This is a genomic window from Alloalcanivorax mobilis (assembly GCF_002864685.1).
Lineage (GTDB): Bacteria > Pseudomonadota > Gammaproteobacteria > Pseudomonadales > Alcanivoracaceae > Alloalcanivorax > Alloalcanivorax mobilis.
In genome coordinates, this window is the sequence record NZ_NMQZ01000005.1 from 1 (window position 1) to 22,854 (window position 22,854).

The window sequence follows — 22,854 nt, forward strand, 5'->3', positions numbered from 1 at the left end:
CGGGCACGGCCTCGCCGGACACCGAAGCCTCTGCCGCGCCTGTATCCTGCATCCTGAACCCTGTATCCATTATCAACGCGCGTTAAGGCCCAATTCCGCGAGGATTTCGTCGTTGTGCTCGCCGATGCCGGGCGGTGGGCGGCGCAGACTGCCGGGCGTGCCCAGCAGGCTGATTGGCGCGGCGGACACCAGGCCCGGCGTGGCCATGCCGGGGATCGCCATTTCCTGCAGTTGGCCGGTGGCCAGCACCTGCGGATGTTGCAGGGTTTCGCTGGGCGAGAGCACCGGCGCCGCCGGGATGCCGGCTTCACACAGGCGCTCGACCAGGGCGTCGCGCTCCTGTTGCAGACACCACTCAGCGAGCGGTTCGAGCATGGCCATTTCGTGCACCACGCGGGATTCGTCGGTGTCGAAGCGCGGGTCTTCCAGCCACTCGGGGTAACCGGCCAGCCGGGCCAGCCGCTCGAACAGGGTCGGGCCGACGGTCTGCATCACCAGCCAGCCGCCGTCGCGGGCTTCAAACAGATTATTGGGTGCCGAGCCCAGGCCGCGGTTGCCGCAGGGCTGGCGGTCACGCTGAACGGTGGCCTGCTCGATCAGGGTCGGGGCATTGGCGGACAGCGCCGAGCGCAACAGGGCGCCGCGCACCTCCTGGCCGCGCCCGCTGCGTTGCCGTTCGAACAGCGCCAGCACCGCGCCGAAGGCGGCGTTGCTGGCGGTCAGATGATCCACCCAGTTGACCTGGGCGCGGCGGGGCGTGCCGTTCTCGCCGGTCAGCCAGGCGCCGCCGGTCATCACCTGGCCGACGCCGTCGAACCCCGGCCGCGTGTGCCAGGGGCCCTGGTCGCCGTAGGCGGTCAGGTTGATCAGGATGATGTCTTCGCGCAGTGCGCGCAGGGTGTCGTAATCCAAGCCCATTTTTTTCAGGGTCGCCGGTGGCAGGTTGGCGATCACGATGTCGGCGCTGGCGATCAGCCGGCGGGTGGCGGCGCGGCCGGTGTCCGATTTCGGGTCCAGGGCCAGCGAGCGCTTGTTGCGGTTCATCTGCATGAACAGGGCGCCGGTGCCGTCCTGGGCGATCGGCATCAGAAAACGGTCTTCGCCGCCTTCCGGGCGCTCCACGCGGATCACGTCGGCGCCGAATTCCGCCAGCAGGGCGGCGCAAAAAGGCCCGGCGATATAGCGGCCGAAATCGAGCACGCGAATGCCGCTCAGCGGCCCTTCAGGGTTGGCCGGCGCGCTCGCCGGGGCGGAATCTGACATGGTTCTCTCCCGTTTCTTGTCGTGATTGGCCAGAATGACTTCTTAGGGAGCTTAAAACATTTACACTATAAATTATTCATCATAATCGCGGTTTCCCGGTTCCGGGAATCCGCTGCTCTGGAGAGGCATCACGGTGGCCAAGAAGCCCAAAACGGATCAGGAAGTCGCCGAGTTCCGCGCCCGCGTTTGCGACGCCGCCACCCGCTTGTTCACCGAGCGCGGCCCGCAGAACGTGACCATGCGTCAGCTCGCCGCCGAGGTGGGGGTCAGCGCGATGACGCCTTATCGCTACTCCCGCGACAAGGATGAGATCCTCGCCACCGTGCGCGCCGTCGCCTACAACAAGTTCGCCTCGTCGCTGGAGCGGGCGGTCAAACGGGCGCCGGACATTCGCGCCAAGGGGCGCTCCGTGGGAGACGCCTACGTGCGTTTCGCCAAGCGTTATCCGGCCACCTACCAACTGATGTTCGCCTTCACCCAGCCCGACGAAGAGCGTTTCCCCGAGCTGGTGAAAGCCAACGTCCGCGCCCAGGAAACCATGGTCGGCTATGTGCGCTTGATGATCGAAGAGGGGTTGCTCAGCGGCGACGCCCAATTGATTGGCTATATGTTTTGGGCCACTTTGCACGGCATCGTGGTGCTGGAGCTGGCCGGCCGTCTGGATCGGGGCATCGACGCCCGCACCCTGCGGGAAAAGATCATGCGTACGCTCTACGCGGGCATGCAGACTTCACCACCCAGTTTGAGCGCTTAGGTCAACCGAATCGGCGGTCCGACTTGATCTTTTAAAATATACGGTGTAAATCTTTAGCCCGGAAACGCGCTACCGTGGCGTTGCCCGGGCCCGCTAAAGGGCCAACCACCAGACACCCTGAACGTTGGCGGCCGCGAGCCGCCGGCGCTGTATGCAAGGACACGACTATGTCTCTACCCGTGGAAATCACCCGCCGCCTGCGCCTGCCGGTGATGTGCTCACCGCTGTTTATCATCTCCAACCCGGATCTGGTGATCGCCCAGTGCAAGGCCGGCGTGATCGGCTCGTTCCCGTCGCTGAACGCGCGGCCGCTGTCGCAACTGGACGAGTGGCTGCATCGCATCACCGAGGAACTGGCGGCCTGGGATCGCGACCATCCGGAGCAGCCGTCGGCGCCGTTCGCGGTCAACCAGATCGTGCACAAGACCAACGACCGCCTGGAGCAGGACCTGGAGCTGTGCGGCAAATACAAGGTGCCGATGGTGATCACCTCCCTGGGCGCCCGCGAAGACCTCAACAAGGCGGTGCATGGCTGGGGCGGCCTGGTGATGCACGACGTGATCGACGACCGTTTCGGCCGCAAGGCGATCGAGAAGGGCGCCGACGGTTTGATCGCGGTGGCCGCCGGCGCCGGCGGCCACGCCGGGCGGCTGTCGCCGTTTGCTCTGATCCAGGAATTGCGGCAATGGTTCGACGGCCCGATCGCGCTGTCCGGTTCCATCGCCAATGGCCGTTCGATTCTGGCCGCCCAGGCGATGGGCGCGGACCTGGCTTACATCGGCTCGATGTTCATCGCCAGTGAAGAGGCCAATGCCGACGAAGGGTACAAACGGATGATCGTCGACAGCAACGCCTCGGATATTGTCTACAGCAACCTGTTCACCGGCGTGCACGGTAACTACCTGGCGCCGTCGATCATCAATGCCGGCATGGACCCGGCCAATCTGCCGGAAAGCGATCCTTCGAAAATGAGCTTCGGCTCCGGCGGCAGCAGCAAGTCCAAGGCCTGGAAAGACATCTGGGGCTGCGGCCAGGGCATCGGCGTGGTCGATGAAGTGCGCCCGGCCGGTGAAGAGGTGGCGCGTCTGGCCCGCGAATATGAGCAGGCCCGCCAGGCATTGGGCGTGCCGGCATGAGCGGCGCGGCGCGTCTGATCGCTGGCGAGCGGGTGGTTGGCTTCGATCAAGTCGGCGAAAACAGTGAACGGGCGGCCAGCGGGTTTCGCGGCCTGGGCATCGGCGAAGGCGACTGTGTGGCACTGTTTTTGCGCAACGACGTGGCCTTTTTCGAAGCCACCCAGGGCGCGCTGCTGGTGGGCGCCTACCCGGTGCCGATGAACTGGCACTCCACTCCGGACGAAGCCGGTTACATCCTCAACGACTGCCAGGCCAAGGCGCTATTGGTGCATCGGGATCTGCTGCCGCAGGTGGCCCCGGTGCTGCCGGCGGGGATCACCGTGCTGGTGGTGGAAACCCCGGCGGAAATCGAACGGGCTTACCGTGCCGACATCTCGCCGGCGAATCCGCCCGGCGCGCACGATTGGCACGCCTGGCTGGCGCGCCAGCCGCGCATCGACAACCCGGTGCAGGCGACCCGCGCGGCGGTGATCTACACTTCCGGCACCACCGGCCGGCCCAAGGGTGTTAAGCGCCAGGCCGCCGCGCCGGACGCGCCCCCCACCGACGCGGTGTTCGCCTATGGCTTTCAGGAGCCGCCGCCGTTCCGGGTGTTGATGAACGGGCCCATGTACCACTCCGCGCCCAACGGCTACGCGCGCCTGGCGGTGCAGCATGGCGCCGACATCGTGTTGCAAGCGCGTTTCGACGCGGAAGAAATGCTGGCGCTGATCGAGCGCCATCGCATTACCCACATGCACATCGTGCCGACCATGTTCGTGCGCCTGCTGCGGTTGCCGGAAGCGGTGCGCCAGCGTTACGACGTTTCCTCCCTGCGCTTCGTGGTGCACGGCGCCGCGCCCTGCCCGCCGCACGTCAAGCGCGCGATGATCGATTGGTGGGGGCCGGTGATCAACGAGTATTACGGCTCCACCGAAAGCGGTCTGGCGGCCTGGAACAACGCCGAGGACGCCCTGCTCAAACCCGGTACCGTGGGGCGCCGGCTGCCCGGCGCGGAGATTCATGTTTTCGCCGACGACGGCACCGAACTGGGCCCCGGCGAAACCGGCGAAATCTACCTGCGCTGTGGTGGCATGCCCGACTTCACCTACATCGGCCTGGAGGACAAGCGCGCGGAAATTTCCCGTGGTGAGTTGATCACGCTGGGCGACATGGGCTGGCTGGACGAAGACGGCTACCTGTTTTTGTGTGACCGCAAGCGCGACATGATCATCTCCGGCGGCGTCAATATTTACCCCGCCGAAATTGAAGCGGCACTGCTCGCTCTGGAGGGCATCAAGGACTGCGCGGTGTTCGGCATTCCCGACGAGGAATTCGGCGAAGCGATCTGCGCCTACCTGGAACCGATGCCAGGCGCCGACCTGCAACCGGGACGCATCAAAGAAGAACTGGCCGGCACCTTGAGTCGCTTCAAAATCCCCCGCCATATTGAATTCGCCGAGCACTTGCCGCGCGAGGATTCCGGCAAGATTTTCAAACGCAAACTGCGCGAACCCTACTGGGCGGAATACAATCGGGGAGTCTGACGTCTGACGTCTGACGTCGGACGCCGGACGCCGGACGCCGGACGCTAAACCCAGCACGGTGGATCGGCGGTTCGTCTGACCTCCGGCCCTCTTGTGCAACAACGCAAGACCGGGGCCCAATTCATGTCTTCCGGAGCGTCAAGCGTGCCCGGCAAGGGCGGACAACGCCCCCTGTCGTGGCCACGGTAATTGTCCTAGCATGGGGTCATGGACGTTCCCCCGATCACGGTGTTCGGCGGCTCCGGTTTCCTTGGCCGCAGGCTGGTGGCGACGCTGCTGGCGGCGGGCGAACCGGTGCGGCTGGTGGCCCGCCATCCGGACGCCGTGCACTTCAACGATGAAACCCGCCTGCAGCGGGTGAGCGCCGACATTGCCGACGAGACGGCGGTGGCCCAGGCGGTGGCCGGTAGCCGCGCGGTGATCAACGCGGTGTCCCTATATGTGGAGCGCGCCGGTCAGACCTTTGACGCCGTGCATGTACGGGGCGCGGCGCGCGTCGCCCGGGCGGTGCGCCACGCCGCCGTGCCCCGCCTGCTGCATCTCTCTGGAATCGGCGCTGACCCGGCCTCTCCCTCTGCGTATGTGCGTGCCCGCGCCCAAGGCGAGCAGGCGGTGCGCGGCGAGTTTCAACCCGCCACCCTGATCCGGCCGGCGGCGTTGTTTGGCGCCGACGACGCGCTGTTGGCGTCGCTGGCGATGGTGACCCGCCTGCCGGTGGTACCGCTGTTTGGCCGAGGCGACACCCGCTTGCAGCCGGTCTGGGTGGAAGACGTCGCCCGTGGCCTGGCGATCCTGGCGTGCCGCAAGGCCGCGCCGGCTCCGCTTTACGAACTGGGCGGTGGCGCCGTTTATCGCTACCGGGATCTGCAGCGGCGAGTGCTGACGCACCTGCGGCGGCGCCGGCCACTGATACCGGTGCCGTTCCCGTTGTGGCATGGGCTGGCCGCCGGGCTGGGCCTGTTGCCAAGCCCGCCACTGACCCGCGACCAGGTTTATCTGCTGCAATACGACAACATCGCCGCGCCCGACATGCCCTCTTTCGACGAATTGGGTATTCTGCCGCGCAGCGTGGGCGAGGCTCTACCCGAGTGCTTGCCGATCCGTTAACGGCGACAGGAGCGGGCCATGGCACACACTCTGATTCTCGGCGGCATCCGCTCCGGCAAAAGTGCCCAGGCGGAGCAGGTGGCCCGGCAAAGCGGCGGCGCGGTGGTGTACGTGGCCACCGCCACCGCCGGTGACCTGGAAATGGCGGAGCGCATCCGCCAACACCGCCAGCGCCGGCCGGCGCGTTGGAGCCTGGTGGAAGAGCCCTTGGCGCTGGGCCGGGTGCTGCGCGATCACCGCGCTCAATACCCCTGTCTGCTGATCGATTGCATGAGCCTGTGGCTCAGTAACCTGCTGCACGCCGGCGACGAGACAATGGCGCGGGAACGGGCGGACTTTCAGCACGCCCTGGACGATTACCCCGGCCCGGTGGTGATCGTCAGCAACGAAGTCGGCCTCGGCACCATCGGCATGGACCCGCTCACTCGTCGCTTCACCGACCAGCTCGGCTGGCTCAACCAGGCCCTGGCCGCGCACTGCCAACAGGTGATTCTGGTCGCCGCTGGATTGCCGTTGGTGTTGAAATAAGGGCGGCAAGCTTCAAGCCGCAAGCTCCAAACACACTACGTTGCTCCGCTTGCAGCTCCCTGCTCCCCACGTCGGTACTCCGAGTCAATCCGGATTGTGCAGCGCGCGCTGATCCATGGGCGGTGGCGACCACTGATAAATCCAGGTTTCGGTAAGTGGTGCGCCGGTGTCGGTGCGTTTCAGGTACAGGCGCAGGTCGATGGGCGTCAGGTCGTCGTCCGGGGGCACCACGTCGAACAGGGCGCGGTAGCCGTTGATGGCGTGCAGGGGCCGCGCGGAGGTGATTTCCACGCGGCCGGCGGAGTGGCTGATCACCGGCACCACTTCCACGCCGGCCTTATTGAGCGGCAGCGGCGCGCCGCTGAAATCCACCGCGAAGCGCCAACTGAAATGGTCGCGGCGCTGGCCGATGACGCCACCCAGGCCGGTGCGGGTGGCCACGCAGCGGGCCAGGGGCGGCGACTGGGGCGGTCGGGCGCCCCAGTGCAGCCGGTAGGCGAACAGCAATTCTTCGCCCGGCCGCACCGGCTTCTCCGGGTTCCAGAACGCCACCACGTTGTCGAAGGTTTCGTCGCGGGTGGGGATCTCCACCAGTTGCACGGCGCCGCGCCCCCAGCCTGATCGAGGCTCCACCCAGACCCCGGGACGGCGATCATAGAAGGCGCCGTCGTCCTGGTAGTGGTCGAAATTCTGGTCCCGTTGCAGCAGCCCGAACCCGCGCGGGTTGTCGTCGGCGAAAGCATTGACGCGCAACCGTGGCGGGTTGCTGAGCGGCCGCCAGATCCATTCGCCGTTGCCGGTGTGCAGGGCCAGCCCATCGCAATCGTGGATTTCCGGGCGCCAGTCCCAGCCGGCGTCGCGGTCGTTTTCGCCGACCAGGTACATGCTGGTCAGCGGCGCCACGCCGAGCCGTTCGATGGCGGTGCGTGGGTAGAGGGCGCTGTCCACGTCCATGCGCAGAGTTTCGCCCCGGCCATCGATGACAAAACGGTAGGCGCCGGTGACGCTGGGCGAGTCGAGCAGGGCATGCAGGGTAAGGCGCGGTTCCGATTGCAGCGGGTGCTCGAACCAGAAACGGGTGAACTCGGGAAACTCTTCCGGGCGCGGCAGGCCGGTGTCCACCGCCAGGCCCCGGGCGGACAGACCATATTGCTTCGATGCGCCCACCGCGCGGAAATAGCTGGCGCCCAGAAAGGCGGCGATGTCGCGCTGCCAGTCGCCGCGCGGGTGCAGGCGAAAGCCGGCGAAGCCCAGGCCGTCGGGCAGCCGCCCGGCATCGACGCCGGCGCCGTCGAACCGGAACAAGCGAGGGCGGTAGGGAATCGGGCGGGCGACGCCGTCGCTCACCTCGAACATCTTCACCGGCGTGGTGAAGTGCAGGCCGAGGTGGAAAAATTGCAGGCGGAAAGGGGTGTCCGGGTCGTCCGCCCAAAGGGCCTGATCGCTGTCGTAGCGGATTGCCTGGTACTGATCCCAGGTCAGATCGCGGATCGATTCCGGCAGCGCCATGCGCGGCGAGCGGTAATCCTGGCCGCACAGGTGCCGGGCCTCGCCTTTCAACCAAGCGTAATCGAACCGTTGCCCGGGGCCGCGCGGCGTCAGCCTGGAGGCGCGGGCGGCCTGATTCAGGGCCAACGCCAGGGTTGGAGAAAAGGCCAGCATACCGCCGCTGGCGCGGGCCAGCGCCCGCAGAAAATCCCGCCGTCTCATGTCCGAGCTCCCGTGCCCGATACGCTATGCCTATACCGTGTACAGCACCGCCGCCAGCAAGGCGGCCAGCTCCACCGTTTCCACCAGGGCGCCGGCGGTGTCGCCGGTGAAGCCGCCCAGCCGGCGGCGCATCAGGGTGACGCCGGCGGCGCACACCAGTGCCGTGGCCACCAGCATCGCCAACCCGGCGGCGCCAGCCAGTAGCGGCGGCGCCAGGGCCGCCAGGGTCACCGTCAGGGTCACCGCCGCGCGCGGCAAATGGCGGGCGCCGGCACTGCCCAGGCCCTGTTCGCGGGCGTAGGGCAGCGCCATGAACAGCCACGCCGCCGCCGCCCGGCCCAGTAACGGCGCCAGCCCGATGGCGGTGAGCGCGCCCAGGTCGAGCAGACCATTGAGCACCACCCACTTGCCCAGCAACACCAACACCAGGCTGACCACGCCGGCGGGGCCACAGGCCGGGTCCTTCATGATCTTCAAGGTGCGCTCGCGGTCGCCCTGGCCGCCCAGCCAGGCATCGGCGCTGTCGGCCAGGCCGTCCAGGTGCAGGGCGCCGGTGAGGCCCACCCAGAGAATCAACAGCAGCAACGCCAACGGCCCGTGGGGCAGCCCCAGCCAGAAGCCGAGCATCGCCAGCGCCACCAGCAGAGCGCCAATCAGCAACCCCACCAGCGGGTAGGCGGCCACCGCTTCGCCGTGTTCGTGTTCCTGGGGCGGCGGCGCCAACCGCACCGGCAGCCGGGTGAGCAGCGCCAGCGCTAGCAGCAGTCCCCGATGGCGAACCCGAAAGCGCTTCATGGCAGCACTCCGTGATGGACCAGGCTGATCAGGCGGCCGTGGTCGGTGTCGTCGATGCGCAACCGGCTGCGCCCGGCGTAGGGCACCACCAGGCTGGCCATGGCGTGGGCCGGTGGCAGGCGCAGCGCGTCGGCCAGCACCATGCGGATCATGCCGCTGTGGCCCACCAGCAACACGCGCTGGCCGCTCAGCGTGGCGCTCCAGTGGCGCCAGGCGTCGCGTACCCGGCGATAAAAGTCGCCGAGGTTTTCGCCATTGGGCGGCGGGTGTCGTTCGCCGTCGGCCCAGAACGCGGCCAACCGTTCGCCGTCGTCGCGTTGCAGAGCCTCCAGGGTATGGCCTTCCCAGTCGCCAAAGGAAATTTCCTTGAGGTCCGGTTCCACGTGCAGAGGGCACTGCCGGCGGGTGGAGATCTCTTCGGCGAAGGCCCGACAACGGCTCAATGGCGAGCTGAGCACCGCGTCCCACTGATCGTCGGCGCGGATAGCGGCGCGCATCTGCGCCCAGCCGGTGTCGCTGAGCGGGTCATCCAGATGGCCCCGGTAACGGCGTCCACCTTGCGGTTCGCCGTGGCGAATCAGATCGAACCAGGTGGTGGCGTGGGTCATTAAGGGGCGTCTCCGGCGGCGGGGTGTGATTCGCTGACGCCGGCCTCGGCGAACGAGGCCATGCCATTGTGCAAGGCGCAGGCGGCGCGCAGCAGCGACACCGCCACGGCGGCGCCGCTGCCTTCGCCGAGGCGCATGCCCAGATCCAACAGGGGCTGCGCTTGCAGAGCGCGCAGCACCCGGGCGTGGCCGGGCTCGGCGGATTGGTGACCGAAATGCAGCCAGGCGAGCAGGTCCGGTTGCATTCGCACCGCCGCCAGGGCCGCCACCGAAACGATGAAACCGTCCACCAGGATCGGTAACCGGCGGGCCGCGCCGCCGAGTAGAAAACCGGCCAGGGCGGCGATCTCGAACCCGCCCAGGGAGGCCAGCACCGTCAGCGGTTCGCGCGATTCGCCGTGGCGCGCCAGGGCCGTTTCCAGCACCTGGATCTTGTGGCGCAGCCCGTCGTCGCCCAGGCCGGTGCCCCGGCCCGCCAGCCGCTCGGCCGGTTCGGCCAGCAGCGCGCACGCCACGGCGGCGGCGCTGGTGGTATTGCCAATGCCCATCTCGCCGCCGATCAGCAACTGCGCGCCACCCTCGGCGGCACGCCCGGCGGCGCGATCACCGGCGGCCAGCGCCGCCTGCAACTGCGCATGGCTCATGGCCGGCCCGCGCGCCAGATTGGCGGTGCCCGCGGCGATCCGTTCATCGACCACGCCCTGGCTGGTGGGCGGCGGGGTGGCCGTGCCCAGATTGATCACTTCCAGCTCGGCGCCGAGGTGGCGGGCCATCACGCTGATGGCGGCGCCACCGGCGACGAAATTGGCGATCATCTGGCCGGTGACCGCCTGGGGAAACGCCGACACCCGTTCGGCGCAAACGCCGTGATCGGCGGCGAACACGGCGATCCGAACGCGCTCCAGTGACGGCCGCTCACAGGCCTGTTGCGCGCACAGCGTGATCGCCAGTTGCTCCAACCGGCCCAGCGAGCCAGGCGGTTTGGTGAGGCCATCCTGACGCTGTCGCGCCTGGGCGAGATGATTCTGGTCTAGGGCGGGAATCGGGGTTTGCCAAAGCGGCGTATCGGTCACGGTGGGGTATCCAGAGCAGCGGTGAACAGCCCGGCGAATGCTCCGCCGCGGGGCCGGGCTCTGTCAAGGTGGAACGGTCAAGGCGGGGAGGGTCAAGGCGGGCCCGGGCACGGCGCGCGTTTGCCGCTGGGAGTGACTTCGTCGCTCGTTTAGACTGCCGTCGACAAACCGTCCGCGAGCGTGGCCGGGCTGAATGCTGGCGGCGCACACGCTTCGCCGGCAACCGGGAAATCCAGGGGGGGATTGATAGGCTCCCCGGAGAAAGGAAGGCATGGCTTTGATGTCCGCGACAGCGATCTGCGTGATCGCGGTGCTTATGGACCTGCGCTTTGGTGAGCCGCGCCGCGCGCATCCGCTGGTGTTGTTTGGTGCCTGGGCGCAGCGGCTCGAACAACGCTGGAACCGCGCCAACGGCGGCGGGCTTCTGGACGGCGCCCTGGCGGTGCTGGTGCTGTGCGCGCCGCCGGTGTTGCTGGCGGCGCTGGCCCAGGCGTGGTCGCCGGTGTGGCTGTTGTGGCCGCTGCAGGCGCTGGTGCTGTGGCTGGTAATCGCGCCGCGCAGCCTGACCGAACACGCCCGCGCCGTGGCGTTGCCTCTGGCCGCCGGTGATCTGCCGGCGGCGCGCCAGGCGGTGGCGCGTCTGGTCAGCCGCGATACCGGCGAGCTGGATGCCACCGGGGTGGCGACGGCGGCCACCGAATCGGTGCTCGAGAACGGCGCCGACGCGCTGTTCGCCAGCCTGTTCTGGTTTTTGGTCGCCGGTTTGCCGGGCGTGGTGGCGCACCGGATGGTGAACACCCTGGACGCCATGTGGGGGTATCGCACCGCCCGCTTCGAACGTTTCGGCAAAGCCGCGGCCCGGCTCGACGATCTGCTCAACTGGATTCCGGCCCGGCTCACCGCGCTGGGCTACGCGCTGGCCGGGCGCTTCTGGCCGGCGCTGCGCTGCTGGCGCCGCCAGGCGCGCCAGTGGCAAAGCCCCAACGCCGGGCCGGTGATGGCGGCCGGCGCCGGTGCCTTGGGTGTCAGCCTGGGCGGCGCCGCCCCCTACCATGGCCGGCGCAAGGAGCGGCCGATTCTGGGCGAGGGGCCGCCGGCCGGCGCCGACAGCATCGAGGCCGCCGTGGTGCTGATGCGCCGGGCCCTGTTGCTGTGGTTGCTGGTGGCGATGATCGGCGTGCTGCTGGTGCTCACCGCCAGCGCGATGACGCTGTGAGCGCGGACTGGTTCGCCGAGCACGGCGGCGGCGTGCGTGCCGCCGCCGACCGCTGGGGGCGGCCGCCGGAGGATTGGCTGGACCTGTCCACCGGCATTAATCCGCACGGCTGGCCGGTGCCGGCCCTGGCGCCCGACGTGTGGCGGCGCCTGCCCGAACCGGACGATGGCCTGGAGGATCTGGCGCGCGCCTGGGCTGGCGCGCCAGCCACCGCCGGTTGCCTGATGCTGCCCGGCACCCAGGCGGCGATTCAAAGTCTGCCCGGGTTGCGCGCTCCGGGTACGGTGGCGGTGCCCTATCCGGGGTACGGCGAGCACGCGCGCCGCTGGCGCGACGCCGGCCACACGGTGGTGGCGATGAGCGCGCACCGGCTGCCGGCGCTGGCCGAGCAAGTGGATGCACTGGTGTGGGTTCAACCCAACAATCCCACCGGCGAATGGCTGCCCCGGGCCGCGTTACTGGACGCACGCCAGCGGCTGGCCGCGCGCGGCGGCTGGTTGATTGTCGATGAAGCGTTTCTGGACGACCCCGACTTGAGTCTGGCGCCGTATTGCGGCGAGCCCGGGTTGTTGGTGTTGCGCTCGCTGGGCAAGACCTTCGGCCTGGCCGGGGTCAGGGCCGGGGCGCTGTTGGGGCCGCCGGCGCTGTGCTTGGCGTTGAGCGAGAAGCTCGGCCCCTGGGCGATGAGCGGCCCGGCGCGGGCGGTGGCGGCGTTGGCCCTGGCGGATCAGGCCTGGCAGCGGGGTAACCGGCGCCGGCTGGCGATCAGCCGCGAGCGGCTGCAGGCTCTGCTTGAGCGCCACCGCTTGCCCGCCGCCGGGCACACCGATCTGTTTGTGTATTGCCGCACGCCCCGGGCGCGCCGGATCGCCGATCACCTGGCCCGCCAGGCGATTCTGGTGCGCGGTTTCGATGATCCGCCGGCGCTGCGTTTCGGGTTGCCGGGCGAAGAGAGCGAGTGGCGGCGCCTGGAACGGGCGCTGGCGGATTCGCCAAGCCTTTATTGACCAACCCCTCTCCGCTTGCTACTTTCGCGCCACTTTCAGGTGACCGCGCCCGTCAAGGCGTGGTTTAAACGGGAAGTTGGTGTGAAACCAACGCTGCCCCCGCAACGGTGATTGAGTGAACCGCGATCCGCGAACCGGGATGACACCGGTCGCAGCCACTGTGTCGACGACACGGGAAGGTGGTCGCTGGAGGAAGTGATTTCCGCTCATTAGCCCGGATACCGGCCAGAAAGGAACACCAGGCGTTGCGGCGGGCAACGGCGGGGTGGGCCGGACTCTCTTCTTCGTTCCCGATACCTCCCTGCGTGACCGCCGCGGCTATCACCATTTGCCGTGCGGGTGAGCGCGGCCAAGGGAACGACACTCATGTTATTGAAACCTTTCGCCATGGCCGGCGGCGCTGTGGCCATCGGCTTGCTGTCTCTGGGGGCGCAAGCGCAAACCGAACCATCATCTTCAAGTGCATCGAGCGATGAGCCGCCGCGACTGGCGTTCAATCTCGATCCGGTGGTGGTGACCCCGACTCTCACCAGCCAGACCAGTGAAGCCTCGATGACCTCGGTCACGGTGATCGACGAGCAACAACTGCGCGAACAGCAACCCACCCAATTCACCGATGTGCTGCTCGGCCAGCCGGGCGTCGATGTGGTCGGTAACGGTGGCTTCGGCAAGACCACCAGTGTTTATATGCGCGGCACCGGCAGCAGCTCCACCTTGTTGCTGGTGGACGGCGTGCGGTTACGCTCAGCCACCGCCGGCAGCCCCTCCTGGCAGTTCCTGCCGCCATCGCTGATCGACCGCGTGGAAATCGTGCGCGGCCCGCGCGCCAGCCTGTACGGTGCCGATGCCCTGGGCGGGGTGGTGCAAGTGTTCACCCCCAACGGCGAACGGCCCGGCGGCTGGATCGAACTGGGCGGCGGTTCGTTCGGCTCCCAGGAAGTGGGCGCCGGCTTCGCCACCGAGCAGAACGGCACCCGGCTGTCGGTGGGTGTGGATCGCTTCCGCACCGCCGGCTCCGAAATTCGGGAACACAGTGAGGATCGCGGCTACGACAACACCTCCGGCGTTGCCCGGCTCAGCCACCGTTTCGACAACGGCGGTGAGATTGGCGTGTCTGGCCTGCGCGCTCAAGGCAACACCGAATTCGAAGGCAGTACCCCGGCCCAGGACACCAACACCGATTACGTCATGCAGGTGGCGTCGGTGTATGCCGATATGCCGCTGACCGACGCCTGGGTCAGCCGGTTGCAGATCAGCGAAGCGAAGGATCAGAACGAAAACTACACCGACGGCGTCAACGACAGCGTATTCGACACCCGCACCCGCATCGTCCATTGGCGCAACACGTTCGCGTTCGGCGCCCATCAGTTCGTGGCCGGAGCGGAGTTTCTGCGCGATCAGATCGACAGCAGTACCGCCTATCTGGAAGACCGCCGTGATAACAGCGCGGCCTTCGTTCAGGCACTGCTGAACTTTGGCCCCGCCGATGTGCAGACCAGCGTGCGCTACGACGACAACGAAGCCTTTGGCGGTAAAACCACCGGGGCGTTGGCCCTTGGCTATAAGCTCGACGCCCACCACCGGCTGCGCGCCAGTTATGCGAGCGCATTCCGGGCTCCGACCTTCAACGATCTCTACTACCCGGGGTTTGGCAATGAAGCGCTCGATCCGGAGAGTTCGCGCAGCGGCGAGCTTGGCGCCCGTGGTCAGTACCAGAACTGGTTCTGGGATCTGGCGTTGTTCCAGACCGACGTCGACGACCTGATCGATTACGCCACCCGTGACGGCCGCTACGCACCGTACAACGTCAACGAGGCGCGCATCCGTGGCGCCGAGTTGTCCGCTGGCGTGGAGCTGGATCAATGGCGGCTGGTGGCGGCGGTGACCGCGCTGGACCCCCGCGACAAGGAAACCGACAATGTGCTCCAACGCCGTGCCACGCGCAGCCTGCGCCTGGACCTGGATCGCACGCTCGGCGACGTCACTCTGGGCGGTTCGGCGATTTTTCAGAATCATCGGTATAACGACGCCGCCAACGATCAGCGGCTGCCTGGTTATGGCATGCTCAACCTGCGCGCCGGCTGGCGGTTCGCGCCGGGCTGGTCGACCCGCTTCACGGTCAGGAATCTTTTTGATCGGCAATACACCACCAGCCGTAACTTCAGCGGCTGGGATTATCTGAACCCCGGCCGGGCAATGTTTCTGAGCCTGCGTTACGACACTCGCTAGAGCCTATCCGGCACCCAAGGAGCGTCATTATAAGGAGCGCCATGATTCGGCCTGTTCATTTCCGTTGTTGTGTCGGGCTGGCGCTCACCGTGCTGGCCATGGCGGTATGCGCCGAACCGGCCGCGCCAGCGCGCTGCGTCACCGACGACGCCGCCCGTGAGGTGTGTCTGGCGCAGCCGGCGCAGCGCATCGTGTCGTTGTCACCGGGGGCCACCGAGTTGCTGTTCGACGCCGGCGCCGGCGAGCGGGTGGTAGGCGCCGTGGGCTTCAGCGATTTCCCCGAGGCGGCCAAGAAAATTCCCCGGGTGGGCAGTTACAAGCGGCTCGACCTGGAGCGCATTCTGGCGCTTAAGCCGGATCTGATCATCGCCTGGCGCAGCGGCAATCCGCGCGCCCAGACCGAGCGCTTGGAAAGCCTCGGACAAACCCTGTACTACAGCGAGCCGCGCCGCTTTGATGACGTGGCGAGCACGCTGCAGCGTTTCGCCACGCTGGCCGGCAGCGAAGCGGTGGGCGGCGTCCGGGCGCAGCGGTTTCGCGACGGCATCGACGCGCTCGCCAAACGCTACCGGGACGCCGCGCCGGTATCGGTGTTCTATGAGGTCTGGGAAGAGCCGCTGATGACGGTGAACGGCGAGCACTTGATCAGCCAGGTGATCGAGCTGTGTGGGGGCCGCAATGTGTTCGCCGATCTGCCCGCGCTGACCCCGCGTATCGGTCGGGAAGCGGTGCTGGACGCGGACCCGGAGGCGATTGTCGCCGGCGGCATGGGCGAGGAAAACCCGGCCTGGCTGAAGCCCTGGCGTAAATTCGCGTCGCTCACCGCGGTGCGCCGGGACACTCTGTTCTTCGTGCCGCCGTCCACCTTGCAACGGCCGACACCGCGCCTGTTGGACGGCGCGCAACGGCTGTGCGGGCAACTGGAGAGCGCCCGTGGCCGGCGCTGAGCCGCGCGCGCCGCGCTTTCCCTGGCCGGCGCTGGCGTTGCTGGCGCTGGCCGGGCTGGCCACGCTGGCGGTGTCGGTGGCGGTGGGCAGCGTGGCGATGTCGCCCGGGCAATTGTGGGGCGCGCTCACCGGCGGCGGCAGCGGCCTGCACCACGATCTGATTTTTACCCTGCGCGGCCCGCGCGCGCTCAGCGCCTTCGCCACCGGCGGCCTGCTGGCCCTGGCCGGCGGCCTGATGCAGGTGCTGTTGCGCAATCCCCTGGCCGACCCTTACGTGCTCGGGCTGTCCGGCGGCGCGGCGGTGGGCGCGCTGGGCGCCATGCTGGCCGGCGCCGGCACCGCGCTGGTGTCGGGCTCGGCGTTCGCTGGCGCCCTGGTGTCGACCTTGCTGGTGTTCGGCCTGGCCCATGGCGTCGGCGGTTGGACCCCGACCCGATTACTGCTCACCGGTGTGGTGGTGGCGGCGGGTTGGGGCGCGGTGGTCACCTTTCTGCTTACCCTGGGGCCGGCGGAGCGCCTGCCCGGCATGCTCTACTGGCTGATGGGCGACCTCACCTACGCCGGCAACCCCGGCCTGCCCTGGGCGGTGCTGGTGGTGGTTTGCCTGCTCACCGTGCCGGCCGGCCGCAGCCTCAATGTGCTGGCGCGCGGCCCGTTGCAGGCGGCCGCTCTGGGTGTTTCGGTCAAACCTCTGGAGGCACTGGTGTATGTGCTCGCCAGCCTGCTCACCGCGGTGGCGGTGACCACCGCCGGCAGCGTTGGCTTCGTCGGCCTGGTGGTGCCGCATCTGTTGCGTCTGGTGCTGGGCAACGACCAGCGCGTGATCCTGCCCGCCTGCGTACTGGGCGGCGGCGCGCTGTTGACTCTGGCGGACACCCTGGCGCGCACCCTGATGGCCCCACAGCAGTTGCCGGTGGGGGTGATCACCGCGCTGCTCGGCGTGCCCTGCTTCCTGTATCTGCTGTACCGGAGCCGCTGATGAGCGTGCTGGAGGCCCGTGACCTGATCATCGATGTGCCCGGCCGGGCCAGTGGCGCGGCGCTCAATCTGAGCATCGAGCCGGGCCAGCGCTGGGCCGTGTTGGGCCCCAATGGCGCCGGCAAAACCACCCTGCTGCACACCCTGGCCGGGTTGCGCGCGCCCCGCGCCGGGCAGGTGTTGTTTGAGGGGCGTCGGGTGGATGATTGGCGGCGGCGAGCGTTGGCGCAGCGGCTGGCGGTGGTGTTCCAGGAACGCCAGGATGGCTTCCCGGCCACGGTGCTGGAAACCGCGTTGATCGGGCGCCACCCCTGGCTGGCGCCGTGGCGCACCGAGAGCGCTGAAGATCTGGCGCTGGCCCGCGACGCCCTGGCGCGTCTTGATCTGAGCGCGTTGTCGGCGCGCCTGGTGAGTACGCTTTCCGGTGGTGAACGGCAACGGGTGGCGATCGCCACCGCGCTCACGCAAACACCGTCGGTCTGGCTGGCCGATGAGCCCACCAACCATTTGGATTTGCACCACCAGGTGGCGGTGATGCGGCTGCTGGCGGAGCAGGCCGGCCAGGGCCGCTCGGTCTTGATGTGCCTGCACGATCTGAATCTGGCGGCGCGCTGGTGCGACCAGGTGTTGTTGCTGTATCCGGACGGCCGGCTGTGTCATGGCCCGGCCGCCACCATGCTGGTGCCCGAGGCACTGGAGCGGCTGTACGGGCAACCTCTGGCGGTGGCCGAGGTGGACGGCGCTCCGGTGTTCGTACCGGTGCGGACGAAGCCGGCCGGCGCCGGTTCCACGGATTTTTGCAAAGGTGATGACTAGGGCCTGTTCACACTCATTTTGATGGTCGCGCCGGAGGCCATTTTCGCGCAAGACAAGGCGCGGTGAGCGCGATGTGGCCCGCCACATAAGCGAGCCGCAACGCGGGATTACGCGAAAACGGCCCCGGCTCTTCGGGTTGCGCCCCAAAGCGGGCCAGGCGGTGTTGCTCGTCGTTCATTTAGTATGCTAAACCTCTCTCCTCGCGCCTTGCCTGGCCCGCTTTGGGGCGGCAACGTGACCATCTAAATTAGTGTGAACAGGCCCTAATGCGAGACGACGTCAAGACCCCGCAGCGCCATGCCGAGCGGATGGCCAAGAAGCAAAAAATCATGCAGGAGCGCATCGCCCGCGCCCAGAACGACCAGGGTGTGCTGCTGGTGCTGACCGGGCCGGGCAAGGGCAAGAGCAGCTCCGGTTTTGGCATGGCGGCAAGAGCCCTGGGCCACGGCATGAAAGTGGGCGTGGTGCAATTTATCAAAGGGGCTTTCAGCACCGGCGAGGAAGCGTTTTTCCGTCATCTGCCCAACGTGGATTACCACGTCATGGGCGAGGGCTACACCTGGGACACCCAGGACCGCGAACGGGACGTGGCCGCCGCCGAAGCGGCCTGGGAGATCGCCCGCGCGATGCTGCGCGACCCGGCCTATCAGCTGGTCTTGCTGGATGAACTGAACATCGCGCTGCGCTACGACTATCTGGACCTGGACACCGTGCTCGACGACCTGCAAGCGCGCCCGGACCTGCAACACGCCGTGGTCACCGGCCGCTACGCCCCCAAACCGCTGATCGAACTGGCCGACACCGTCACTGAGATGAAGGTGGTCAAGCATGCGTTCAAGGATCTTGGCGTGCGGGCGCAGAAGGGGGTGGAGTTGTGAGGGGCGAGTTGAAAGTTAAAAGTTAAAAGTTAAAACGCGGTCAGGCCCTGCCGGCTGGAAACGGTAGCAACCGCGCTTCGTGGTGCTGGAGAATTTGTCTGGGTGCTTCGTGCCGACCGGTGACACCACGCGTCTAGTCGCGCCTACCCCACTTTTAGTTCTTCATAGTGCTTCGACCGCGTTTCAACTTTTAACTTTCAACTTGTAACTGATTCTCCATGACTTCTTTGATGATCCAAGGCACCACCTCCGACGCGGGCAAAAGCACCGTGGTGGCGGCGTTGTGCCGGTGGTTGGCGCGGCGCGGGGTGGCGGTGGCGCCGTTCAAGCCGCAGAACATGGCGTTGAACAGCGCGGTGACGGTGGACGGCGGTGAGATCGGCCGCTCTACCGCGTTGCAGGCGCTGGCCTGCGGGCTGGCGCCGCACAGCGACATGAACCCGGTGCTGCTCAAGCCGCAGAGTGATCGCGGCGCGCAGGTGATCGTGCGCGGCCAGGTGCTGGGTAACATGGAGGCGCTTGCCTATCACGATTACAAGCGCACCGCCCGGGCGGCGGTGATGGACGCCTGGCGGGATCTCTCCAGCCGTTACGACGTGATCATCGCTGAAGGCGCCGGCAGCCCGGCGGAGATCAATCTGCGCGAGAACGACATCGCCAACATGGGCTTCGCGGAAGCCGCCGATTGCCCGGTGTTGCTGGTGGGCGACATCGACCGGGGTGGCGTGTTCGCGCAACTGGTGGGCACTCTGGCGCTGCTTTCGGACAGCGAACAGGCGCGCGTTCAGGGTTTTATCATCAACCGCTTTCGCGGTGATCCTGCGTTGCTGGACAGCGGCCTGCACTGGCTGGAACAGCGCACCGGCAAGCCGGTGTTCGGCGTGTTGCCCTACTTGCAGGGGTTGTTGCTGGACGCCGAGGACGCGGTGGCCGGCGGCGGTGAGCACCGCGCCGGGGCCCTGCGCGTGGCGGTGCCGGTGTTGCCGCGCATCAGCAATCACAACGACTTTGATCCGTTGCGTTTGCACCCCGGCGTGGAGTTGCTGCTGGTCGGGCCGGACCGGCCGATCCCGGCGGCGGACGTGATCGTGCTGCCGGGCAGCAAACACAGCCGCGCCGACCTCGCCTGGCTGCGCCAACAGGGCTGGGACCGGGCGATTGTCCGCCATTTACGCTACGGCGGCCGGGTGCTGGGCATTTGCGGTGGCTTTCAGATGCTGGGGCGCGCGATTCACGATCCCCAGGGCCTGGAAGGCGAGGCCGGCAGCAGCGCCGGGCTGGGCCTGCTGGACATGGAAACCACCCTGGTGCCGGGCAAACAACTGCGCCGGGTGAACGCCCGCCTGCAACCCGGCGGCGAGACCGTGCACGGTTACGAGATCCACAATGGCGTGACCACCGGCGCGGCGCTGGCGCGCCCGCTGTTTCACATCGACGGCCGCGCCGATGGCGCGATCAGTGACGACGGCCAGGTGCTGGGCGGTTACCCGCACGGCCTGTTCGACCAGCCCGACGCCTGCGATGCCCTGCTCGCCCGGCTCGGCGCGCAGTCCGCCGAAGCGCTGGATTACGCGGCCCACCGGGAATCACAACTGGATCGCCTGGCGGACATGATCGACGCGCACCTTGACCGTGCCCTGCTGGACCAGGCGCTCGGCCTGGGCTGAACCGCCGCCGGCGTTACCCGGCGGCTTCGCTGTTCCGGTCGGCCTGGCGGCCGGCCAGACGTGGTGACAGCAGTACGATCACCGCGCCGCTGAGCAGGGACGCACCGCCGAGTTGGAAGATCAGCCCGCTGTTGTCGGCGTGGGCGTACAGCGCCGCCATCAGATAGGCGGAGCCGGCCTGGGCCAGGGCGAACAGGGCGGTGGCGCGCCCCCAGGCGAGGGTCTGGTGATCCGGTGACACCAGTTCGCCAATACGGCCGGCGGTGGTCGCCACCATGCCGGGGATCATGGCGCCAACCACGAACGACGACACGCTGATGGCGGCCAGGCCGGGCACCAGCGCCGGCAGCAGCACGGCGCTGCCTTTCAGTGTCAGAGCGGTGACCAGGGTGCGGTGCCAGCCGACGCGGCGGGCCAGCGCACCGACCAGAAAGGGCCCGGCGATGGCGCCCAGCGCGAACGTGCCCCACTGCAGGGCGGCGGCGAAGGTGGTGAAACCGCGCTGGCGCTCCAGGTAGTCCACCCAGAACACGGTGTGCGGCACGAAGCCCACCGCATCCAGGGAATAACCCAGATACACCAGCGCCAGCAGCAGGCCCGCGCCCTGGGCCGGCGCCGTCGGCTGCTGAGCGGCGCTGGGCGGTGCTGGCCAGCGCACCCAGATCAACCAGATCGCCGGCAGGCACACCAGCGCCAGGCCGGCCCAGGCGAACGCCAGCCCCTGTTGGATCAGCGCGGGCACCAGCGTGGCGGACAGAAACACGCCGATGCCGATGCCAGCGAACACCCAGGTGGTGCCCTTCTTGCGCTTGGATTCGGGCAACTGGCGGGCGATCAGCGACGGCGCCACCACCATCAGAAAGGCGCCGGTGGCGCCGGCCACGAAGCGCCACAGGGTGAACCACCATACCGGGCCAGCCCAGGCATTGGCGGCGAAGCCGATGCCGATCAACAGCGCCGAGCCCTTGATCACCGGCCCGGCGCCCAGCCAGCGGGCGGCGCGGCTGGCGAGCAGCGCACCGAACAAATAGCCGAGCAGGTTGGCGGCGCCCACATAGCCGGCGTCCGCCTGGCTCAGCCAGCCCGCTTCGATCAGCCCCGGCAGCAGGGCCGCGTAGGCGAAACGGCCCAGGCCGACGCCAACCAGGGTGGCGGCGGCGCCCATCACAATCAGACGGCCGGCGGAGAGAGGGCGGGGAGCGGTCATGAGCGGTCCTTGCTGAGGATCAGGGCGGCAGTAAAACAGAGTGCTTTTATCACTGGAAATGATTTTTTAAGATGCCGTCTATCGATATTTGAAATAGGGCCTCGTCATGTTGATTCGCTCTCTGGAAATGTTCACCGCGGTGGTGGAGACCGGCAGCTTCAGCGCCGCCGCCGAGCGCTTGCATACCGTGCAATCCAACGTCACCGCGCACATCAAAAAACTGGAAGCGGAGCTGGAGGTCTCCCTGCTTAGCCGGCGCACGCCGGTGGCACCGACCCCCGCCGGCCATCAATTGCTCGATTATGCGCGCCGTATCGGCGCCCTGCATGCCCAGGCGCGTGCCTGCTTCCGTGCCGATGGCGAGCCCGCCGGCGAACTGCGGCTGGGCAGCATGGAAACCACCGCCGCGGTGCACTTGCCGCGTTTGCTGACCACCTTCGCGCGCCGCTGGCCGTCGATCGCCGTGCACCTGCGCACCGGCACCAGCGCCGAACTGATCGAGGCGCTGCGCGCCGGCCAGCTGGACGCGGCGTTTCTCGCCGTGGAAGGCGAAGAGGGGGACGATTTGCTGATGAAACCGGTGTTCGAGGAGCGCCTGGTGCTGGTCAGCGGCCGCCCTTTACAGGGCGGGCTGCCGGACCGCCAGACCCTTTCGCGCACGCCCTTTCTGGCCTTCCGGCAGGGCTGCGGTTACCGGCAGACGGTGGAAATGCTGCTGGCCGGGCAGCGCGCGCCGGCACCGCGCATTCACGAATTCGGCAGCCTGGATGCGATTGTCGGCTGCGTGGCGGCGGGCATGGGCGTGGCGGTGTTGCCGGAATCCGCCGTTGGCCAGTACCGCCAGCGCTTTCAATTGCACATCGCCGAGTTGCCGGATGATCTGGCGCGGGTGACCACGGTGATCGCCAGCACCCCGAAGGGCACCTGGAGCCGGGCGCTGGCGGTGTTCATGGAAGGGGAGTGGATGCCAGAGGCGCGGAGCGTCGCGTGACCGCCCGGTCGTGTGCGCCGTGACAGCGAAAGTGGCGCTAAAGAATCCAGGCGGCGTCTGAAAAACAGGCTTTTTTTCAAAAAAAAGCGCCACTCAAAAAGTAAAATGATGGCTGAGAACGCGACTTTTTCAGAGGTAAACGCTTCGTTTAAGGCGTGAATTTTTAACTTTTTCAAAGAGTTATGTGTTTTTTTGAAAAAATGCGTAGCTGTCGCGCGACACGGGGCAAATGTTTAGACTGATCCGTACTTCGGAGCGGGGCCGGGCATCAGGCCGAGCGGTGCGGAGGCGGGCGCGGACCAGGCGTTGTCGTGGCCGAATCCGCGACGTCGGCGTGCCTCCGTATTCCGATGCGATGTCTCCACCATGCCGGCACGCTGGCGTGGCCACGGAGCCGCCCATAACGAACAACATCAAT

At 67.6% G+C, this 22,854-nt stretch carries 20 protein-coding genes and 1 riboswitch; of the genes, 14 read left to right on the plus strand and 6 right to left on the minus strand.

Annotated elements, in window-relative coordinates; translation table 11 throughout:
• Positions 1 to 72: 72 nt before the first annotated feature.
• Positions 73 to 1,263 carry a CaiB/BaiF CoA transferase family protein gene (locus tag CGS25_RS04075; RefSeq protein WP_101674668.1) on the minus strand — a complete coding sequence of 397 codons (1,191 nt, stop codon included), beginning with the start codon at positions 1,261 to 1,263 and terminating at the stop codon, positions 73 to 75.
• Positions 1,264 to 1,396: 133 nt separating this feature from the next.
• On the opposite strand from CGS25_RS04075, the gene CGS25_RS04080 reads away from it, so the two are divergent.
• From CGS25_RS04080 to cobU, 5 genes are all read left to right on the plus strand, one after another.
• Positions 1,397 to 2,017 (plus strand): TetR/AcrR family transcriptional regulator, encoded by a 621-nt coding sequence (locus CGS25_RS04080; protein WP_101674669.1) that lies wholly within the window; start codon positions 1,397 to 1,399, stop codon positions 2,015 to 2,017.
• A 167-nt stretch (positions 2,018 to 2,184) separates the two neighbouring features.
• On the plus strand, positions 2,185 to 3,153 hold the full coding sequence (locus tag CGS25_RS04085; protein ID WP_089033637.1) for an NAD(P)H-dependent flavin oxidoreductase: 969 nt from the start codon (positions 2,185 to 2,187) through the stop codon (positions 3,151 to 3,153).
• Entirely contained in the window at positions 3,150 to 4,679 is a 1,530-nt protein-coding gene (locus tag CGS25_RS04090) for an acyl-CoA synthetase (RefSeq protein ID WP_101674670.1), read from the plus strand. The genes CGS25_RS04085 and CGS25_RS04090 overlap by 4 nt, the downstream gene beginning before the upstream one ends.
• Positions 4,680 to 4,886: 207 nt before the next feature.
• The gene (locus CGS25_RS04095) at positions 4,887 to 5,786 is read left to right on the plus strand and encodes a complex I NDUFA9 subunit family protein (protein ID WP_101674671.1); all 900 of its coding nucleotides are present in this window, start codon (positions 4,887 to 4,889) and stop codon (positions 5,784 to 5,786) included.
• An 18-nt stretch (positions 5,787 to 5,804) separates the two neighbouring features.
• Positions 5,805 to 6,314 (plus strand): bifunctional adenosylcobinamide kinase/adenosylcobinamide-phosphate guanylyltransferase, encoded by a 510-nt coding sequence (cobU, locus tag CGS25_RS04100; protein WP_101674672.1) that lies wholly within the window; start codon positions 5,805 to 5,807, stop codon positions 6,312 to 6,314.
• 84 nt (positions 6,315 to 6,398) lie between these two features.
• On the opposite strand, the gene CGS25_RS04105 is transcribed toward cobU, so the two are convergent.
• The 4 genes from CGS25_RS04105 to cobT are packed head-to-tail and all read right to left on the minus strand — an operon-like array spanning position 6,399 to position 10,500.
• The gene (locus CGS25_RS04105; RefSeq protein WP_089033633.1) at positions 6,399 to 8,024 is read right to left on the minus strand and encodes a glucan biosynthesis protein; all 1,626 of its coding nucleotides are present in this window, start codon (positions 8,022 to 8,024) and stop codon (positions 6,399 to 6,401) included.
• Between the two features lie 30 nt (positions 8,025 to 8,054).
• Positions 8,055 to 8,819 carry an adenosylcobinamide-GDP ribazoletransferase gene (locus CGS25_RS04110; protein ID WP_101674673.1) on the minus strand — a complete coding sequence of 255 codons (765 nt, stop codon included), beginning with the start codon at positions 8,817 to 8,819 and terminating at the stop codon, positions 8,055 to 8,057.
• Positions 8,816 to 9,427, minus strand: coding sequence for a histidine phosphatase family protein (locus CGS25_RS04115; RefSeq protein WP_101674674.1), 612 nt, complete (start codon positions 9,425 to 9,427; stop codon positions 8,816 to 8,818). The genes CGS25_RS04110 and CGS25_RS04115 overlap by 4 nt, the downstream gene beginning before the upstream one ends.
• Positions 9,427 to 10,500, minus strand: coding sequence for a nicotinate-nucleotide--dimethylbenzimidazole phosphoribosyltransferase (gene cobT / locus CGS25_RS04120; RefSeq protein ID WP_101674675.1), 1,074 nt, complete (start codon positions 10,498 to 10,500; stop codon positions 9,427 to 9,429). The genes CGS25_RS04115 and cobT overlap by 1 nt, the downstream gene beginning before the upstream one ends.
• A 280-nt stretch (positions 10,501 to 10,780) precedes the next feature.
• Between cobT and cbiB the strand changes: the two genes are divergently transcribed.
• The 8 genes from cbiB to CGS25_RS04160 all read left to right on the plus strand — a co-directional run bounded on the left by cbiB (position 10,781) and on the right by CGS25_RS04160 (position 20,238).
• A complete protein-coding gene (gene cbiB / locus CGS25_RS04125; protein WP_101674738.1) occupies positions 10,781 to 11,716 on the plus strand; it encodes an adenosylcobinamide-phosphate synthase CbiB in 936 nt (311 codons plus the stop codon).
• Positions 11,713 to 12,723 (plus strand): threonine-phosphate decarboxylase CobD, encoded by a 1,011-nt coding sequence (cobD, locus tag CGS25_RS04130; protein WP_198588688.1) that lies wholly within the window; start codon positions 11,713 to 11,715, stop codon positions 12,721 to 12,723. Before cbiB ends, cobD begins: the two co-directional genes overlap by 4 nt.
• A 20-nt stretch (positions 12,724 to 12,743) precedes the next feature.
• Positions 12,744 to 12,967: riboswitch (cobalamin riboswitch) on the plus strand.
• Between the two features lie 122 nt (positions 12,968 to 13,089).
• Positions 13,090 to 14,952, plus strand: coding sequence for a TonB-dependent receptor domain-containing protein (locus CGS25_RS04135; RefSeq protein WP_101674676.1), 1,863 nt, complete (start codon positions 13,090 to 13,092; stop codon positions 14,950 to 14,952).
• 41 nt (positions 14,953 to 14,993) lie between these two features.
• Complete coding sequence (locus CGS25_RS04140; RefSeq protein ID WP_101674677.1) at positions 14,994 to 15,899, plus strand: cobalamin-binding protein; 906 nt, start codon at positions 14,994 to 14,996, stop codon at positions 15,897 to 15,899.
• On the plus strand, positions 15,886 to 16,878 hold the full coding sequence (locus tag CGS25_RS04145; RefSeq protein ID WP_101674678.1) for a FecCD family ABC transporter permease: 993 nt from the start codon (positions 15,886 to 15,888) through the stop codon (positions 16,876 to 16,878). The genes CGS25_RS04140 and CGS25_RS04145 overlap by 14 nt, the downstream gene beginning before the upstream one ends.
• Positions 16,878 to 17,693, plus strand: coding sequence for an ABC transporter ATP-binding protein (locus tag CGS25_RS04150; RefSeq protein WP_101674679.1), 816 nt, complete (start codon positions 16,878 to 16,880; stop codon positions 17,691 to 17,693). Before CGS25_RS04145 ends, CGS25_RS04150 begins: the two co-directional genes overlap by 1 nt.
• A gap of 266 nt (positions 17,694 to 17,959) precedes the next feature.
• Complete coding sequence (cobO, locus tag CGS25_RS04155; RefSeq protein ID WP_089033624.1) at positions 17,960 to 18,571, plus strand: cob(I)yrinic acid a,c-diamide adenosyltransferase; 612 nt, start codon at positions 17,960 to 17,962, stop codon at positions 18,569 to 18,571.
• A 218-nt stretch (positions 18,572 to 18,789) separates the two neighbouring features.
• A complete protein-coding gene (locus tag CGS25_RS04160) occupies positions 18,790 to 20,238 on the plus strand; it encodes a cobyric acid synthase (protein WP_101674680.1) in 1,449 nt (482 codons plus the stop codon).
• Positions 20,239 to 20,251: 13 nt separating this feature from the next.
• Here CGS25_RS04160 and CGS25_RS04165 read toward each other — a convergent pair whose 3' ends face one another.
• The gene (locus CGS25_RS04165; protein WP_089033622.1) at positions 20,252 to 21,445 is read right to left on the minus strand and encodes a YbfB/YjiJ family MFS transporter; all 1,194 of its coding nucleotides are present in this window, start codon (positions 21,443 to 21,445) and stop codon (positions 20,252 to 20,254) included.
• Positions 21,446 to 21,551: 106 nt separating this feature from the next.
• Between CGS25_RS04165 and CGS25_RS04170 the strand changes: the two genes are divergently transcribed.
• A complete protein-coding gene (locus tag CGS25_RS04170; protein WP_089033621.1) occupies positions 21,552 to 22,436 on the plus strand; it encodes a LysR family transcriptional regulator in 885 nt (294 codons plus the stop codon).
• Positions 22,437 to 22,854: the final 418 nt, after the last annotated feature.

Bases quoted from the DNA above. Each gene is read 5' to 3' on its own strand.
- CGS25_RS04075 (WP_101674668.1), bottom strand. From the start codon at position 1,263: ATGTCAGATTCCGCCCCGGCGAGCGCGCCGGCCAACCCTGAAGGGCCG.
- CGS25_RS04085 (WP_089033637.1), top strand. From the start codon at position 2,185: ATGTCTCTACCCGTGGAAATCACCCGCCGCCTGCGCCTGCCGGTGATG.
- CGS25_RS04090 (WP_101674670.1), top strand. From the start codon at position 3,150: ATGAGCGGCGCGGCGCGTCTGATCGCTGGCGAGCGGGTGGTTGGCTTC.
- CGS25_RS04095 (WP_101674671.1), top strand. From the start codon at position 4,887: ATGGACGTTCCCCCGATCACGGTGTTCGGCGGCTCCGGTTTCCTTGGC.
- cobU (WP_101674672.1), top strand. From the start codon at position 5,805: ATGGCACACACTCTGATTCTCGGCGGCATCCGCTCCGGCAAAAGTGCC.
- CGS25_RS04105 (WP_089033633.1), bottom strand. From the start codon at position 8,024: ATGAGACGGCGGGATTTTCTGCGGGCGCTGGCCCGCGCCAGCGGCGGT.
- CGS25_RS04110 (WP_101674673.1), bottom strand. From the start codon at position 8,819: ATGAAGCGCTTTCGGGTTCGCCATCGGGGACTGCTGCTAGCGCTGGCG.
- CGS25_RS04115 (WP_101674674.1), bottom strand. From the start codon at position 9,427: ATGACCCACGCCACCACCTGGTTCGATCTGATTCGCCACGGCGAACCG.
- cbiB (WP_101674738.1), top strand. From the start codon at position 10,781: ATGTCCGCGACAGCGATCTGCGTGATCGCGGTGCTTATGGACCTGCGC.
- CGS25_RS04135 (WP_101674676.1), top strand. From the start codon at position 13,090: ATGTTATTGAAACCTTTCGCCATGGCCGGCGGCGCTGTGGCCATCGGC.
- CGS25_RS04140 (WP_101674677.1), top strand. From the start codon at position 14,994: ATGATTCGGCCTGTTCATTTCCGTTGTTGTGTCGGGCTGGCGCTCACC.
- CGS25_RS04150 (WP_101674679.1), top strand. From the start codon at position 16,878: ATGAGCGTGCTGGAGGCCCGTGACCTGATCATCGATGTGCCCGGCCGG.
- cobO (WP_089033624.1), top strand. From the start codon at position 17,960: ATGCGAGACGACGTCAAGACCCCGCAGCGCCATGCCGAGCGGATGGCC.
- CGS25_RS04160 (WP_101674680.1), top strand. From the start codon at position 18,790: ATGACTTCTTTGATGATCCAAGGCACCACCTCCGACGCGGGCAAAAGC.
- CGS25_RS04165 (WP_089033622.1), bottom strand. From the start codon at position 21,445: ATGACCGCTCCCCGCCCTCTCTCCGCCGGCCGTCTGATTGTGATGGGC.
- CGS25_RS04170 (WP_089033621.1), top strand. From the start codon at position 21,552: ATGTTGATTCGCTCTCTGGAAATGTTCACCGCGGTGGTGGAGACCGGC.